Origin of the sequence: Enterobacter cloacae complex sp. P2B (genome assembly GCF_014895985.1) — a bacterium.
GTDB lineage: Bacteria > Pseudomonadota > Gammaproteobacteria > Enterobacterales > Enterobacteriaceae > Enterobacter > Enterobacter bugandensis.
On the sequence record NZ_JADBQQ010000012.1, the window covers coordinates 76348 to 91675 of the forward strand.

The window sequence follows — 15328 nt, forward strand, 5'->3', positions numbered from 1 at the left end:
CGCACCTGTAGGCCCGGTAAGCTTAGCGCCACCGGGCTTTTACCTCAGCTCCCCAACACCTTCATCGCTTCCCGCGTCACGTTATCCATCTCATCCAGCAGTTCCAGGAACTCCGGTTCAAGCTCCGATTCCGGCGTACCCGCGCGCAGCTGCTGCTCCAGCAGCTGGCAGAGGTTTTTCAGACGCGGTACGCCGCTGTAGCCGCAGCTGCCGTGCAGCTTGTGGATCGCTTCCAGCAGCTCTTCCGGGTTCTCGCCCACCAGCTGTTCTTCAACCTTATTACGGATCTCCGGCAGAAACGCGACCAGCATTTGCAGCATCTCTCGCGCTAAATCGGGTTTCCCTGCCGCCTGGCGCAGCGCCAGCTGCCAGTCAAAGGTCGCATTTTGATTAACGCTTACCTCAACCGGCTCGCTGAAAACCGTATATGTTCCGCCAATGTGCCCCGGCTTATAGCGTAACAGCAGGTTATGAAGCTTCTCTTCGTCGATAGGTTTCGCCAGGTAATCATTCATCCCGGCGCTCAGCAGCTTCTCTTTCTGACCAGCCATCGCATGCGCGGTGACCGCAATCACCGGGGTTTGCTGCTGATGCGGGAGCTGATGGATCAGCTCGCAGGCACGAATGCCATCCATGCCCGGCATCTGAATATCCATCAGAATTAAGTCGAACTGCATCTGTTTAGCCAGTTCAACCGCCTGGGCGCCGCTGGTACACAGCTCAACATGCTGAACCTGGTCTTCCAGCAATACGCCGATTAGCTTCAGGTTTGCCGGATTATCATCCACCGCCATCACGCTCATGGGCAGTTTTTGCTCGTCGTTAATCAACGGCAGTGCGTGCTGGCTAAGACGGCAATACTCCGTGAGGGCGGGCAGCAGGCGGGTCGCGGTGAGTGGTTTAAGCAGGCACGCGGCCGCTCCGTCGTTTTTCAACTCTTCCGCATTAAGCTGGGCGTGGCAGGGGAGCGCCAGCAGCAGATAGTCGGTCATCGACGCGGCTTTCGCCAGCCGCTCCTGCTGCATGGTCAGCTCGCCGGTGAAGGTCACCGGGATCCCCATCAGTAAAATGTCGTAATGATCAACGGCCAGGGCTGAGAAGGTTGGACTGTAAACCACTTCCAGCGGCGTGGTGCTTAAGATATCCAGCGCGCACTGCGCCGCTGCCGCGTTAGGCTCGACGTAGGCCAGGCGCTTACCTTTCAGGCAGTCCGTCACCGGGCCGTCGGTCAGCACGTTCGGATTGAGGTCGAGGTTAATATGGAACCAGAAGGTTGAGCCGCGGTTTGGCTGGCTGTGGAAAGAGATATCGCCGCCCATCTCGTTTACCAGCCTCTGCGTGATCACCAGCCCCAGTCCGGTACCGCCATGGCGGCGGGAGATGCTGGCGTCTGCCTGGCGGAAGGCCTGGAACAGACGCGACTGATCCCGCTCCGGAATGCCGATACCGGTATCGCGGATTTGAACCTCAATCTGCACCTTGTTATTACTGATGGCGCGTTTTTCTACCAGGATGTCGATGTTGCCGCTTTCGGTGAATTTAATCGCATTCCCGACAAGATTGGTAATGACCTGCTGCAGGCGCAGCGGATCGCCAATAACGTTGTCCGGCACGTCGTTTTTAATATTGAGCGTTAGCTCAAGGCCCTTGTCGTGCGACGAGTGCGCGAGCAGCGTCACGACTTCATCGAGCGTGCTGCGCAGCGGGAACGGGATGCTCTCCAGAATCAGTTTACCCGCCTCCAGCTTGGAGAAGTCCAGCACGTCGTTAATGATCGCCAGCAGGTTATTGGCCGAACGTTCAATGGTGTGCAGGTGATCCCGCTGAGTAGGATTCAGCTCGCTTTTCAGGGTCAGGCGGGTAAAGCCGATCACGCCATTGAGCGGCGTACGCAGCTCGTGCGACATATTGGCCAGAAACTCAGACTTAATACGCGCCGCTTCCTGAGCGCGCTTTTTCGCCAGATCCAGCTCAACGTTCTGAATCTCCATCTGCTCCAGCGTTTCGCGCAGATCAGAGGTGGCCTGGTCAACGTTATGCTGCATCTCTTCGTGATAGGCCGCCAGCGACATCGCCATCGAGTTAATGCCGTTTTTCAGCATATCCAGCTCGCCCAGCATAAACCCTTCCACGCGGCTGTCGAGCTGTCCCCGGCGGATGCGGTCAACGGTATTAACCATGTTGCGGATGGGGCCCGTGACGTCACGCATCAGACGCCAGCCGAAGATCAGCGCGATACCAATGCAGAACAGCATCATCACGCCGGAGATAAAAATTTCTTTGTACTGCTGCAGCCGTACCGACTTGAGATCCAGCTCAAGCGCTACATATCCCAGCATGTTATTGCTGGATTTGGCATCGGATTGCGCAGACTCATCGGGTGAATAGCTTTCCGACACGATCGGCGTGCGCAGGATCATGATATCGCCGCGCCGCAGTACTGTGAGGTGGCGCGGGAAGGGCGTTCCGTCCGGGATTTTCAGGGCCGCCGGATCGAGATGAAAGTTTGAGGTGACAAATAGGCGGTTATGTTCGTCGTAGACGGAAATGGCACGGACGATATCCGAGTGGCGGCGGTGGAGTACGCTGATTAACTGCCCAATGGATTCGCGGTTTTGCAGGTTCATGCCGTACTCGCTGGAGACGGCAAGCGGTTCGATAATGCTGGCGCCTGCATCCTCCAGCTGTCGCTGCAAATCGTTATAGCGGTGCACCACAAAGAAGATACTCAGCAGCAAACCGATGAGAACGGTGGGGGCGAGGATCAAAATCATCATGCGCGCGCGCAGGCTGTAGTTGGTCATGGCGTTCCGTTATGGGACAATTAAGATAATTATGTTTATGTGAGAAAAATCTCGGCGATGGCGCAATTCTACTCTGCAAAGCGACGCGTGACGACGCGTCAAATCATTACTGTTGAAGCCACGGACCTTGATCCGTTTGGTCAGGGAGTGGCTCGTCACAACGGTAAGACTCTGTTTATAACAGGTTTGCTGCCAGGAGAACGAGCAGAAATTACGCTGACGGAAGACAAGCGTCAGTACGCGCGCGGACAGGTGAAGCGTCGCCTCAACGCGAGCCCGGAGCGCGTGGAGCCCCGCTGTCCCCATTTTGGCGTGTGCGGAGGCTGCCAGCAACAGCATGCGAGCACAGAATTACAGCAAAAAAGTAAAAGCCGCGCGCTGGCGCGCCTCCTTAAACACGAAGTTGACGAGGTTATCGCCGATGAGCCCTGGGGCTATCGCCGCCGCGCGCGCCTGAGCCTGAGCTATCAGCCCAAAACGGAGCGGCTGGAGATGGGTTTTCGCAAAGCGGCCTCCAGCGATATTGTTGACGTGAAGCGGTGCCCCATTTTGGTGCCCCATCTTGAGGCGTTACTTCCGGACGTGCACCGCTGTCTTGCATCGCTCGACGGGGTGCGTTCATTGGGCCACGTTGAACTGGTGCTGGCGAACAACGGCCCGCTGATGGTGCTGCGCCACACCGTGCCGCTGTCGAAAAAAGATCGCGAAAAACTGGAACGCTTTTCGCATTCTCATGAGCTTGCGCTTTTCCTCGCGCCGCAAAGCGAGATACTTGAACAGGTATCGGGCGAAGCTCCCTGGTATGCGTCAGACGGGCTACGCTTAACGTTCAGTCCTCGTGATTTTATCCAGGTCAACGACGGCATAAACCAGCAAATGGTGGCGAAGGCCCTGGAATGGCTTGACGTACAGCCCACTGACCGTGTGCTCGATCTGTTCTGCGGCATGGGTAACTTTACCCTGCCGCTGGCGCGCAGAGCGGCAAGCCTGGTCGGGGTGGAAGGCGTTGAGGCGCTGGTGGTCAAAGGCCAGGAAAACGCAGAGCAGAACGGCTTGCAAAATGTGACATTCTTTCATCAAAATCTTGAGGAAGATGTCACTCAACAGCCGTGGGCAAAGCAGGGTTTCGACAAAATCCTGCTCGACCCGGCGCGTGCAGGTGCCCCAGGCGTCATGGCGCATATTATTAAACTCGCGCCCAGGCGTGTGGTCTATGTTTCCTGTAACCCGGCAACGCTTGCCCGTGACAGTGAGGCGTTAATCAGCGCGGGTTACCAGATTCGGCGTCTGGCAATGCTGGACATGTTCCCGCACACTGGACATCTGGAATCGATGGCGTTGTTCGAGCACATCTAATTTGTTTGGCTTGTCGACTTCGACAGGCCCTGGTCCCTAAAGGAGAGGACAATGGTTGCGGTAAGAAGTGCACATCTCAATAAAGCTGGGGAGTTTGACCCACAAAAATGGATCGCAAGTCTGGGAATTTCCAGCCAGCAGTCGTGTGAACGCTTAACCGAAACCTGGGCCTACTGTCTGCGCACCACGCAGGGACACCCGGATGCCGATCTGCTCTTGTGGCGCGGCGTGGAGATGGTTGAAATCTTGTCCATGCTGAACATGGACATCGAAACGCTGCAGGCCGCGCTGCTCTTCCCCCTCGCGGATGCGGATGTGGTCAGCGAAGACGTGCTGCGCGACAGCGTCGGCAAATCCGTCGTTGCGCTGATCCACGGCGTGCGCGATATGGCGGCCATTCGCCAGCTAAAAGCCGCGCATACCGATTCTGTCTCCTCTGAGCAGGTTGATAACGTCCGCCGGATGCTGCTGGCCATGGTGGATGATTTTCGCTGCGTGGTCATCAAGCTGGCCGAGCGTATTGCCCACCTGCGTGAAGTGAAAGATGCGCCGGAAGACGAGCGCGTGCTGGCCGCCAAAGAGTGTACGAACATCTATGCGCCGCTGGCGAACCGCTTAGGTATTGGTCAGCTGAAATGGGAGCTGGAAGATTACTGCTTCCGCTATCTGCATCCGGCAGAATACAAGCGCATTGCCAAACTCCTGCATGAGCGCCGTATCGATCGTGAGCACTATATCGACGAGTTTGTCAGCGGCCTGCGTCAGGCCATGAAAGAAGAGAACGTCCGCGCCGAAGTCTACGGTCGACCAAAACATATCTACAGCATCTGGCGCAAAATGCAGAAGAAACACCTCGCCTTTGACGAGCTGTTTGACGTGCGCGCCGTGCGTATCGTGGCGGAGCGTCTGCAGGACTGCTACGCCGCGCTGGGGATAGTACATACTCACTTCCGCCACCTGCCGGATGAATTTGACGACTATGTCGCGAACCCAAAACCGAACGGCTACCAGTCCATTCATACCGTGGTGCTTGGCCCCGGCGGCAAAACGGTCGAGATTCAAATCCGCACCAAACAGATGCACGAAGACGCCGAGCTGGGCGTAGCCGCGCACTGGAAGTACAAAGAGGGCACTTCTGGCGGGGCACGCTCCGGCCACGAAGACCGCATCGCCTGGCTGCGCAAGCTGATTGCGTGGCAGGAGGAGATGGCCGACTCCGGCGAAATGCTCGACGAGGTGCGCAGCCAGGTCTTTGATGACCGTGTCTACGTCTTTACCCCGAAAGGGGACGTTGTCGACCTGCCGGCTGGCTCCACGCCGCTCGATTTTGCCTACCACATTCACAGCGACGTGGGGCACCGCTGCATCGGGGCGAAGATCGGCGGACGTATCGTGCCGTTTACCTATCAGCTGCAGATGGGCGACCAGATTGAAATCATTACCCAGAAGCAGCCAAACCCGAGCCGCGACTGGCTTAACCCGAACCTCGGTTACGTCACCACCAGCCGCGGGCGCTCCAAAATTCACGCCTGGTTCCGCAAGCAGGATCGTGACAAAAACATTCTTGCCGGTCGCCAGATCCTTGACGACGAGCTGGAGCATATCGGGATCAGCCTGAAAGAGGCAGAGAAATTCCTGCTGCCGCGCTACAACTTCAACGAGCTGGACGAGCTGCTGGCGGCGATTGGCGGCGGTGATATTCGTCTGAATCAGATGGTGAACTTCCTGCAGGCGCAGTTCAACAAGCCTAGCGCGGAAGAGCAGGACGCGGCGGCGCTGAAGCAGCTGCAGCAGAAAACCTATGCCCCGCAGCAGCGCAGCAAAGACAACGGCCGCGTGGTGGTCGAAGGTGTCGGTAACCTGATGCACCACATTGCCCGCTGCTGCCAGCCGATTCCGGGGGACGATATCGTCGGCTTTATCACCCAGGGGCGCGGGATCTCGATCCACCGCTCCGACTGCGACCAGCTTGCCGAGCTGCAGTCCCATGCGCCGGAGCGTATCGTGGAAGCGGTCTGGGGGGAGAGCTACTCCGCCGGTTACTCGCTGGTGGTGCGCGTCACCGCCAACGATCGCAGCGGGCTGCTGCGCGACATCACAACCATTCTCGCCAACGAGAAGGTCAACGTGCTGGGCGTTGCCAGCCGCAGCGATACCCGCGAGCAGCTTGCCACCATCGATATGACCATCGAAATCTACAACCTGCAGGTGCTCGGCCGCGTGCTGGGCAAACTGAACCAGGTGCCGGATGTGATTGACGCGCGTCGTCTGCACGGCGGCTAAACATCCTTTTCCGTAGGCCGGGTAAGGCAACGCCGCCACCCGGCATTTTTTCATCAGGACAGAACTATGACTCAAATCGACCGCCTGCTCGGCATCATGAAACGCCTGCGCGACCCGGAAAACGGCTGCCCGTGGGACAAGGAGCAGACTTTCGCGACCATCGCACCTTATACCCTCGAAGAGACCTATGAGGTGCTGGACGCCATTTCACGCGAGGATTTCGATGACCTGCGCGGTGAACTCGGCGACCTGCTGTTCCAGGTAGTGTTCTACGCCCAGATGGCGCAGGAGGAAGGGCGCTTTAACTTTGACGATATCTGTGCCGCTATCAGCGACAAGCTGGAGCGCCGCCATCCGCATATCTTTGGCGATGCCACCGCAGGAAACAGCGCAGAGGTGCTGGCCCGCTGGGAGCAGATTAAAAGCGCCGAGCGCGCTGAAAAGTCGCAACACTCTGCGCTGGACGACATCCCGCTGAGCCTGCCCGCGCTGATGCGCGCCCACAAAATTCAAAAGCGCTGCTCGGCGGTAGGATTTGACTGGGATTCCCTGGGACCCGTGCTGGATAAAGTGCATGAAGAGATCGACGAAGTGATGCACGAAGCGCAGCAGGCGGTGGTCGATGAAGCAAAGCTTGAGGAAGAGATGGGCGACCTGCTGTTCGCCACCGTCAATCTTTCTCGCCATCTAGGGGTAAAAGCGGAAACCGCCCTGCAAAAAGCCAACCTGAAATTCGAACGACGCTTTCGTGAAGTCGAGCGGATTGTGGCCTCGCGCGGCCTGGAAATGACCGGAATTGACCTCGACGCGATGGAAGAAGTCTGGCAGGAAGTAAAACGCCAGGAATCTGATCTCTAACGGAATTTTGCGATCAAGCGCAATTTGTGTGATTTTTTAAATGACAAGCGCTTGATTTGCGTCAAAAACATTTACCCAAAAGGGGCTATTTTCTCACTCCTTATGTTTGTCATGGCCTGGAATGGAGACGGAGAATGAAAGTTTGTGGCGCTCGCCGTGTTCGGGTATACTACTTTCCCGTCCTGGTTATTCCATCGTTTCACCCTAACTTCTCAGGTTCAGCATGACAACGAACTATATTTTTGTGACCGGCGGGGTCGTATCCTCTCTGGGTAAAGGCATTGCCGCAGCCTCCCTCGCAGCCATTCTTGAAGCCCGTGGCCTCAATGTGACCATGATGAAACTGGATCCGTATATCAACGTCGATCCTGGCACCATGAGCCCAACCCAACACGGGGAAGTGTTCGTTACTGAAGACGGCGCTGAAACCGATCTGGATCTTGGCCACTACGAGCGTTTCATTCGTACCAAAATGACCCGTCGTAACAACTTTACGACTGGCCGCATCTACTCTGACGTTCTGCGTAAAGAGCGCCGCGGTGACTACCTGGGCGCGACCGTGCAGGTTATCCCACACATCACTAACGCCATCAAAGAGCGTGTTCTTGCCGGTGGCGAAGGGCATGACGTTGTGCTGGTTGAAATCGGCGGTACCGTGGGTGATATCGAATCCCTGCCGTTCCTCGAAGCGATTCGTCAGCTGGCGGTAGACATTGGTCGTGAACACGCGCTGTTCATGCACCTGACGCTGGTGCCTTACATGGCGGCGGCAGGTGAAGTGAAAACCAAACCGACTCAGCACTCCGTTAAAGAACTGCTCTCCATCGGTATTCAGCCTGACATCCTGGTTTGCCGTTCCGATCGTGCCATTCCAGCGAACGAACGTGCGAAAATTGCATTGTTCTGTAACGTGCCTGAAAAAGCCGTTATTTCAATGAAAGATGTCGATTCCATTTATAAAATCCCGGGCCTGTTGAAATCACAGGGTCTGGACGATTATATTTGTAAACGATTCAGCTTGAACTGTCCGGAAGCTAACCTGTCTGAATGGGAACAGGTTATTTATGAAGAAGCGAACCCGGCAGGCGAAGTGACTATCGGTATGGTCGGCAAGTACATCGAACTGCCGGACGCCTATAAGTCCGTTATCGAAGCGCTGAAGCACGGTGGTCTGAAGAACCGCGTCTCCGTGAACATCAAGCTGATTGATTCGCAGGATGTTGAAACACGTGGCGTTGAAATTCTGAAAGATCTGGATGCTATCCTCATCCCTGGCGGCTTCGGCTACCGTGGTGTTGAAGGCAAGATCGCCACTGCACGCTATGCGCGTGAAAACAATATTCCATACCTCGGCATCTGCCTGGGTATGCAGGTTGCGCTGATCGAATTTGCGCGCAACGTAGCGGGAATGGAAAACGCGAACTCTACGGAATTTGTGCCAGACTGTAAGTACCCTGTCGTGGCGCTGATTACGGAATGGCGCGACGAAGACGGTAACGTCGAAGTCCGTACCGAGAAGAGCGATCTGGGTGGCACTATGCGTCTTGGCGCGCAGGCCTGCCAGCTGTCCGACGATAGCGTGGTTCGCAAGCTGTACGGCGAGCCGGTCATCACCGAGCGCCATCGTCACCGCTATGAAGTCAACAATATGTTGTTGAAACAAATTGAAGCCGCGGGCCTGCGTGTTGCGGGTCGCTCCGGGGACGATCAGTTAGTCGAGATCATCGAGGTGCCAAACCATCCGTGGTTTGTTGCCTGCCAGTTCCACCCGGAATTTACTTCAACGCCGCGTGATGGACATCCGCTGTTTGCAGGCTTCGTGAAAGCCGCCAGCGAGTACCAGAAGCGTCAGGCGAAGTAAAAAAGTTAGAACGGCAACGCGTACCAACGGTACGCGTTGTTTGTCTGGAGTTTTAGTTTAACTTGTACTGAGGAAAATCTAATGTCCAAAATCGTTAAAGTCATCGGTCGTGAAATCATCGACTCCCGTGGTAACCCGACCGTTGAAGCCGAAGTTCATCTGGAAGGTGGTTTCGTCGGTATGGCAGCTGCTCCATCAGGTGCTTCTACGGGTTCCCGTGAAGCGCTGGAACTGCGTGATGGCGACAAATCCCGTTTCATGGGCAAAGGCGTACTGAAAGCGGTTGGCGCTGTTAACGGTCCTATTGCTCAGGCTATCGTTGGCAAAGATGCCAAAGATCAGGCTGGCATCGACAAGATCATGATCGATCTGGACGGTACTGAAAACAAATCTAACTTCGGTGCGAACGCAATCCTGGCCGTTTCCCTGGCGAACGCCAAAGCAGCAGCCGCTGCTAAAGGTATGCCACTGTTCGAGCACATCGCTGAACTGAACGGCACCCCAGGCAAATACTCTATGCCTGTACCAATGATGAACATCATCAACGGTGGTGAGCACGCAGACAACAACGTTGATATTCAGGAATTCATGATTCAGCCAGTTGGCGCGAAAACCCTGAAAGAAGCGGTTCGTATGGGTTCTGAAGTGTTCCACAACCTGGCTAAAGTTCTGAAAGCTAAAGGTATGAACACTGCTGTTGGTGACGAAGGTGGCTACGCGCCAAACCTGGGTTCTAACGCAGAAGCACTGGCTGTTATCGCTGAAGCGGTTAAAGCAGCAGGCTACGAGCTGGGCAAAGACATCACCCTGGCGATGGACTGTGCAGCATCTGAATTCTACAAAGACGGTAAATACGTTCTGGCTGGCGAAGGCAACAAAGCGTTCACCTCCGAAGAGTTCACTCACTTCCTGGAAGACCTGACCAAACAGTACCCAATCGTTTCTATCGAAGACGGTCTGGACGAGTCTGACTGGGATGGTTTCGCATACCAGACCAAAGTACTGGGCGACAAAATCCAGCTGGTTGGTGACGATCTGTTCGTAACCAACACCAAGATCCTGAAAGAAGGCATCGAGAAAGGCATCGTTAACTCCATCCTGATCAAATTCAACCAGATCGGTTCTCTGACCGAAACGCTGGCTGCGATCAAAATGGCGAAAGACGCTGGCTACACCGCTGTTATCTCTCACCGTTCTGGCGAAACTGAAGACGCGACCATTGCTGACCTGGCTGTTGGTACCGCTGCTGGCCAGATCAAAACCGGTTCTATGAGCCGTTCTGACCGTGTTGCTAAATACAACCAGCTGATTCGTATCGAAGAAGCGCTGGGTGAAAAAGCACCTTACAACGGTCGTAAAGAGATCAAAGGCCAGGCATAATTGCTTAAGCCTTAACATGAAAATGCCAGTCGAATGACTGGCATTTTTTTTGGTTATTTAAAATCGACCGCCATCTGCTCGGGAATGGTCAGTCCCCGGGTGGTTTGCACGCAGCGGGCGATATAATCCGTAAAACGAGGTGGCTTCGGCATCCCCATGCTGAGCAGCTTATCGTTGCTGAAGCGCACGTTCAGCGTGGCAAAGGCACCGTATAAGCGCATCGCTCTCAGCATCAGACGTTCGTTGCACGGACCAAAAATGGTTTTCAGTTCACGGCGCATTTTGACCAGCGTTTCGTAGCTGACCTGCGCGTACTTATCGCCAACGGGCGCTTTCTCCAGCGCCTGCGCCATTGCCCGATCGATATCCGCAAAGCGAACGCTGTTCTCTTCCCCGGCTGAAATGTGTACCACTTCCCCCGGACGCGCGTTGCTGCTCAGCAGCATTAACATTGCGTCGGCGCAATAATCTACCGGGACAACGTCGATCCGGTCTTCCATCGAGCACATAAACTTCTGCAGCATCAGGCCCATGCTGAAGACCCAAAAGATACTGCTCGACGGCGTGCAGCCGTGGCGGGTATGGCCGACGACGATGGACGGACGGGCGATGAGCAGCGGCAGGTTAGGACATTCCTGGCGCATCAGCTGTTCGATGGTTGACTTCGAATACGTATATTCCACCAGGTGTTCAGCGTTTTCTCTGAATTCCGCACTTTCGGCGACCAGCGAATCCTGCTCCGGCGTGCATGACATTGCGGTGCCTACATGCAAGAAACGCTGCAGCCCTGCGACCTGCTCCATGCGGCGCGCCAGCGCTAGCGTACCCTCTACGTTCACCTTCCAGATCAGCGGGTTATTGCCAAATGACGCAACTGCCGCGCAGTTAACGACATGCGTAACCTGGTCCAGACGGGGATCGTTCAGAAAGGCTTCCGGCTGGCTGAGGTCGCCGATGAGGATATTATCCACGCTCAGGGAGGCCAGTTTCTCCTCAGAAATGTTGAACTTACGCATGTTCTCCTGCACGCGCGCCAGCCCGCTTTGCGGATCGCCGGCACGGGCAAGCAAAAGGAGTTTTACGGATTGATCGCTGGTCAGGATTTTTTCAAGTACTGCACCGCCCAAAAACCCGGTCACGCCTGTAATTAATAACATCTTCATTATTACCGTCTCATTATGATTGATGAGGCGGATTGTAGGCGCGCAAAAGTAAACGGCGTTTAAATAATAAAACGTCGGGACGGACAGCGTCTTAAGCTTATTTTAAGGAATGGAAATCAGGTGAAAATATTGGACATTGCAGAAAGCGGAAAAATTCAATTTATTCATGTTTTTATTTTAACTTGATGATTTTAATCTGTTTTTGTCTCTTGGGTAGCGCGAGGGAAATAATTCAAACTGTAATAAACAAAATAATTTGTTACACCAAACATTTATCATATAAATGAATTGAGCCCTGCTTAAGTAAAATTGAGCAAAATAAAACGCAGGCTATTTTATTTAGCCTGCGAAGGGTTTTCAGAGCAGAAGAGGAAGCGTGGCGCTGGCCGTTTGCTGGCTGACGTCAGCGTAATGACCATCCAGCGCAATCATGGATGTCGTAAGTAATTCGACCAGCAGCATCACCCCAACTTTGGCATTGAGCGCGCCCGCGCTAAGAGGGCCTTCTGGCTTGGCGGCCACCAGCAGCATATCGCTAAGAGACGCCAGCGGGCTGCGGGGTGTGTTGCTGAGCGCCAGAACCTTCACCCCGCGCTTGCGGGCAAGTTTCACCACGTGAAGTAAATCTCGCGTTGAACCGGAACTGGAGATCGCCACCACCAGCGTCTCTGCCGAAAGCGTGGTCGCATTCATGGCTGCGCGGTGCATATCGCTAAACAGCTGTGCGGATTTACCCAGCCTTAATAACTTGTAATGCAGATACTCCCCGAGGATCGCGCTGGCCGCGACGCCATAAATCTGCACGGACTGCGCCTGATGCAGCGCCAGTGCTGCTTTTTCAAGCAGCGCGCGGTCGAGGAGCCTCGCGGTATCCTGCAAAGCCTGCACCGATTCATCCACCACGCTGTCAATCTCATCCCCCGCCTGACGTGCGGGCTGGCCCTGCTGAATGTCCAGCGCCAGCGCCATTTTGAATTCGTTATACCCCTTACATCCCAGCGTCCGGCAAAGACGCGTCACGCTGGCCTCGCTGGTGTGGCTCTCTCGCGCCAGTTCGGTGATGGTCAGGTAGAGCACCCGGGCAGGGTCGCTGAGGACAAACTCACCGAGTTTTTGTTGCGTTGGGCTGTACCCGGAAGCCTCCTGGCGGAGCTTCAGCAGCAGGTTTTCATGGTCCGACATGCCACGTCCTTAATGTGTTTCACTGCGACTAGTGTGGCGGAAAGGGGGGGAAAGATGCCAGTCATTTTAAAAAAGTATGATCGGCCTCCTGGTTTGTGATGATAATTTTCATTATAAAATATTTATATGGTAAAAATTTTCATCTTTTAATGGGGGGATGAAAAAATGATGCAAATATTCAGTGGCGCTTCGTCGGGTGGATGGTTTGAAAAAGCGCAGCGCTTTGGCAAATCCTTTATGTTGCCTATCGCCGTATTGCCCGCGGCGGGTCTGCTGCTCGGTATCGGCGGGGCGTTATCGAACCCTAATACGCTGGCGGCCTATCCGTTTTTAGATGTGAGCTGGCTACAGGCCATTTTCACCATCATGAGCAGTGCGGGTTCGATTGTGTTTGCGAACCTCTCGGTGCTTTTTGCGGTTGGGGTGGCCGTCGGGCTGGCAAAAAACGATAAGGGCACGGCGGGGCTGGCAGCGCTACTCGCGTTTCTGGTGATGAACGCCACCATCAACGCGCTGCTGATCCTCACCGGCAAACTGGCGCACGAGAACCCGGGCGCTGTAGGGCAGGGCATGACGCTGGGTATTCAGACGCTGGAAACCGGGGTGTTTGGCGGCGTGGTGATTGGTCTCGTGACCTGCGCGCTGCATCATCGGTTTAACAAGATAGCGCTTCCGCAGTTCCTGGGCTTTTTTGGCGGCTCGCGCTTTGTCCCGATTATCAGCTCGCTGGCGGCGATACTCGTTGGCGCGATCATGACCGTGGTCTGGCCGCATTTCCAGAAGCTTATTTTTGGTCTGGGCGGGCTGGTGGATGCCACCGGTTATCTTGGCACGCTGCTGTACGGCTTTATTTTGCGCATGCTTGGCCCGTTTGGTCTGCACCATATCTTCTATCTGCCGTTCTGGACCACCGCGCTCGGCGGCAGCGAGATCGTCAACGGCCACCTGGTTGAGGGCACGCAGCGGATCTTCTTCGCTCAGCTCGCCGACCCGAACACGCAGCATTTCTATGAAGGCACGTCACGCTTCATGTCCGGGCGCTTTATCACGATGATGTTTGGCCTGCTCGGCGCGTGTCTGGCGATGTACCACACGGCGAAACCGGAGAACAAAAAGCGCGTTGCCGGGCTGCTGCTCTCCGCGGCGTTAACCTCATTCCTGACGGGAATTACCGAGCCCATCGAGTTCTCCTTCCTGTTCATTGCCCCGGTGCTCTACGTCATTCACGCGCTGTTTGACGGGCTGGCGTTTATGCTCGCGCACATGCTGCACATCACCATCGGGCAGACCTTCTCCGGCGGTTTTATTGACTTCGTGCTGTTCGGCATATTGCAGGGGGAGGCCAAAACCAACTGGATGTTCGTTCCGCTGGTCGGCGTGCCGTGGTTCTTCCTCTACTACTTCACTTTCCGCTACCTGATTAACCGCTTTGATTTCGCCACGCCGGGCCGTGAAAAGGAGGCGATGGTTGATGACGTCAGCCTGCCGCAAAGCGAGCGCGCTGCGGCGGTGATCGCCGGGTTGGGCGGAAAAGACAATCTGGAAGAGGTGGACTGCTGCGCCACGCGGCTTCGCGTGACGGTCAAAGACGGCAGCAAAGTGAATGACGCGGCGCTGAAAGCCACCGGCGCGCGCGGCGTTATCGTGCGCGGTAACGGTGTACAGGTCATTTATGGCCCGCACGTCACGATTATCAAAAACGAAGTGGAAGAGATTTTATCGTAATGAAAAATGTACTGGATAACCTGAAGGGAAAACTGGTCGTCTCCTGTCAGGCGCTGGAAAACGAACCGCTGCACAGCCCGTTTATCATGTCGCGAATGGCGCTGGCGGCGGCACAGGGCGGAGCCTTCGCCATTCGCGCCAACAGCGTGGTGGATATCGAGGCCATTAAGCAGCAGGTATCTTTACCGGTTATCGGCATCATCAAACGGGACTATCCAGGGAGCGAAGTATTTATCACCGCTACGATGAAAGAGGTGGATGAGCTCATGGCCGTCTCTCCAGAAATCATTGCCCTTGATGCGACGGCGCGGGAACGTCCTGGCGGTGAATCCCTGGAAACACTGGTCACGGCCATCCGCTCACGTTACCCCTCGGTACTGCTGATGGCAGATATTTCCACCGTAGACGAAGCCGTGACGGCGCAGACGCTTGGCTTTGACTGCGTTGGCACCACGCTGTACGGCTATACGGCGGAAACGGCAGGCCATACGCTTCCGGAGAATGACTGTGCGTTCCTGAAAGCGGTGCTGGCGGCCGTGACGGTCCCCGTGGTTGCCGAAGGCAACGTGGATACGCCCGAGCGCGCGGCCCGGTGTCTGGCGCTGGGCGCGCATACGGTCGTTGTCGGCGGGGCGATCACCCGCCCACAGCAAATTACCGCGCGCTTTATGGCGGCGATTAGCGCGCAAAGCACCGATGGAGCATGACCATCCGAC

At 55.6% G+C, this 15328-nt stretch carries 10 protein-coding genes; 7 read left to right on the forward strand and 3 right to left on the reverse strand.

The features are described 5' to 3' along the window. Positions 1-44: 44 nt before the first annotated feature. Positions 45-2804: a two-component sensor histidine kinase BarA gene (barA, locus tag IM313_RS12490; RefSeq protein WP_048998526.1), complete on the reverse strand. Its 2760-nt coding sequence runs from the start codon at positions 2802-2804 to the stop codon at positions 45-47. A 57-nt stretch (positions 2805-2861) separates the two neighbouring features. Here barA and rlmD point away from each other — a divergent pair, with 57 nt between their 5' ends. From rlmD to eno, 5 genes are all read left to right on the forward strand, one after another. Further along, on the forward strand, positions 2862-4160 hold the full coding sequence (rlmD, locus tag IM313_RS12495) for a 23S rRNA (uracil(1939)-C(5))-methyltransferase RlmD (RefSeq protein WP_192971673.1): 1299 nt from the start codon (positions 2862-2864) through the stop codon (positions 4158-4160). A 51-nt stretch (positions 4161-4211) separates the two neighbouring features. After that, positions 4212-6443: a GTP diphosphokinase gene (gene relA, locus IM313_RS12500; RefSeq protein WP_028014256.1), complete on the forward strand. Its 2232-nt coding sequence runs from the start codon at positions 4212-4214 to the stop codon at positions 6441-6443. A gap of 66 nt (positions 6444-6509) precedes the next feature. Continuing rightward, positions 6510-7301 carry a nucleoside triphosphate pyrophosphohydrolase gene (mazG, locus tag IM313_RS12505; RefSeq protein WP_045261274.1) on the forward strand — a complete coding sequence of 264 codons (792 nt, stop codon included), beginning with the start codon at positions 6510-6512 and terminating at the stop codon, positions 7299-7301. A gap of 223 nt (positions 7302-7524) precedes the next feature. After that, positions 7525-9162: a glutamine hydrolyzing CTP synthase gene (gene pyrG / locus IM313_RS12510; protein WP_028014254.1), complete on the forward strand. Its 1638-nt coding sequence runs from the start codon at positions 7525-7527 to the stop codon at positions 9160-9162. 81 nt (positions 9163-9243) lie between these two features. After that, on the forward strand, positions 9244-10542 hold the full coding sequence (gene eno / locus IM313_RS12515) for a phosphopyruvate hydratase (RefSeq protein ID WP_006811784.1): 1299 nt from the start codon (positions 9244-9246) through the stop codon (positions 10540-10542). A 53-nt stretch (positions 10543-10595) separates the two neighbouring features. Here eno and IM313_RS12520 read toward each other — a convergent pair whose 3' ends face one another. Further along, positions 10596-11705, reverse strand: a complete 1110-nt coding sequence (locus IM313_RS12520) for an SDR family oxidoreductase (RefSeq protein WP_041908416.1) — start codon at positions 11703-11705, stop codon at positions 10596-10598. A 357-nt stretch (positions 11706-12062) separates the two neighbouring features. Continuing rightward, the gene (locus IM313_RS12525) at positions 12063-12887 is read right to left on the reverse strand and encodes a MurR/RpiR family transcriptional regulator (RefSeq protein ID WP_028014252.1); all 825 of its coding nucleotides are present in this window, start codon (positions 12885-12887) and stop codon (positions 12063-12065) included. A gap of 165 nt (positions 12888-13052) precedes the next feature. Here IM313_RS12525 and IM313_RS12530 point away from each other — a divergent pair, with 165 nt between their 5' ends. Beyond that, positions 13053-14612: a maltose/glucose-specific PTS transporter subunit IIC gene (locus IM313_RS12530; RefSeq protein WP_041908418.1), complete on the forward strand. Its 1560-nt coding sequence runs from the start codon at positions 13053-13055 to the stop codon at positions 14610-14612. Then, complete coding sequence (locus IM313_RS12535) at positions 14612-15319, forward strand: N-acetylmannosamine-6-phosphate 2-epimerase (protein WP_045261276.1); 708 nt, start codon at positions 14612-14614, stop codon at positions 15317-15319. Before IM313_RS12530 ends, IM313_RS12535 begins: the two co-directional genes overlap by 1 nt. Positions 15320-15328: the final 9 nt, after the last annotated feature.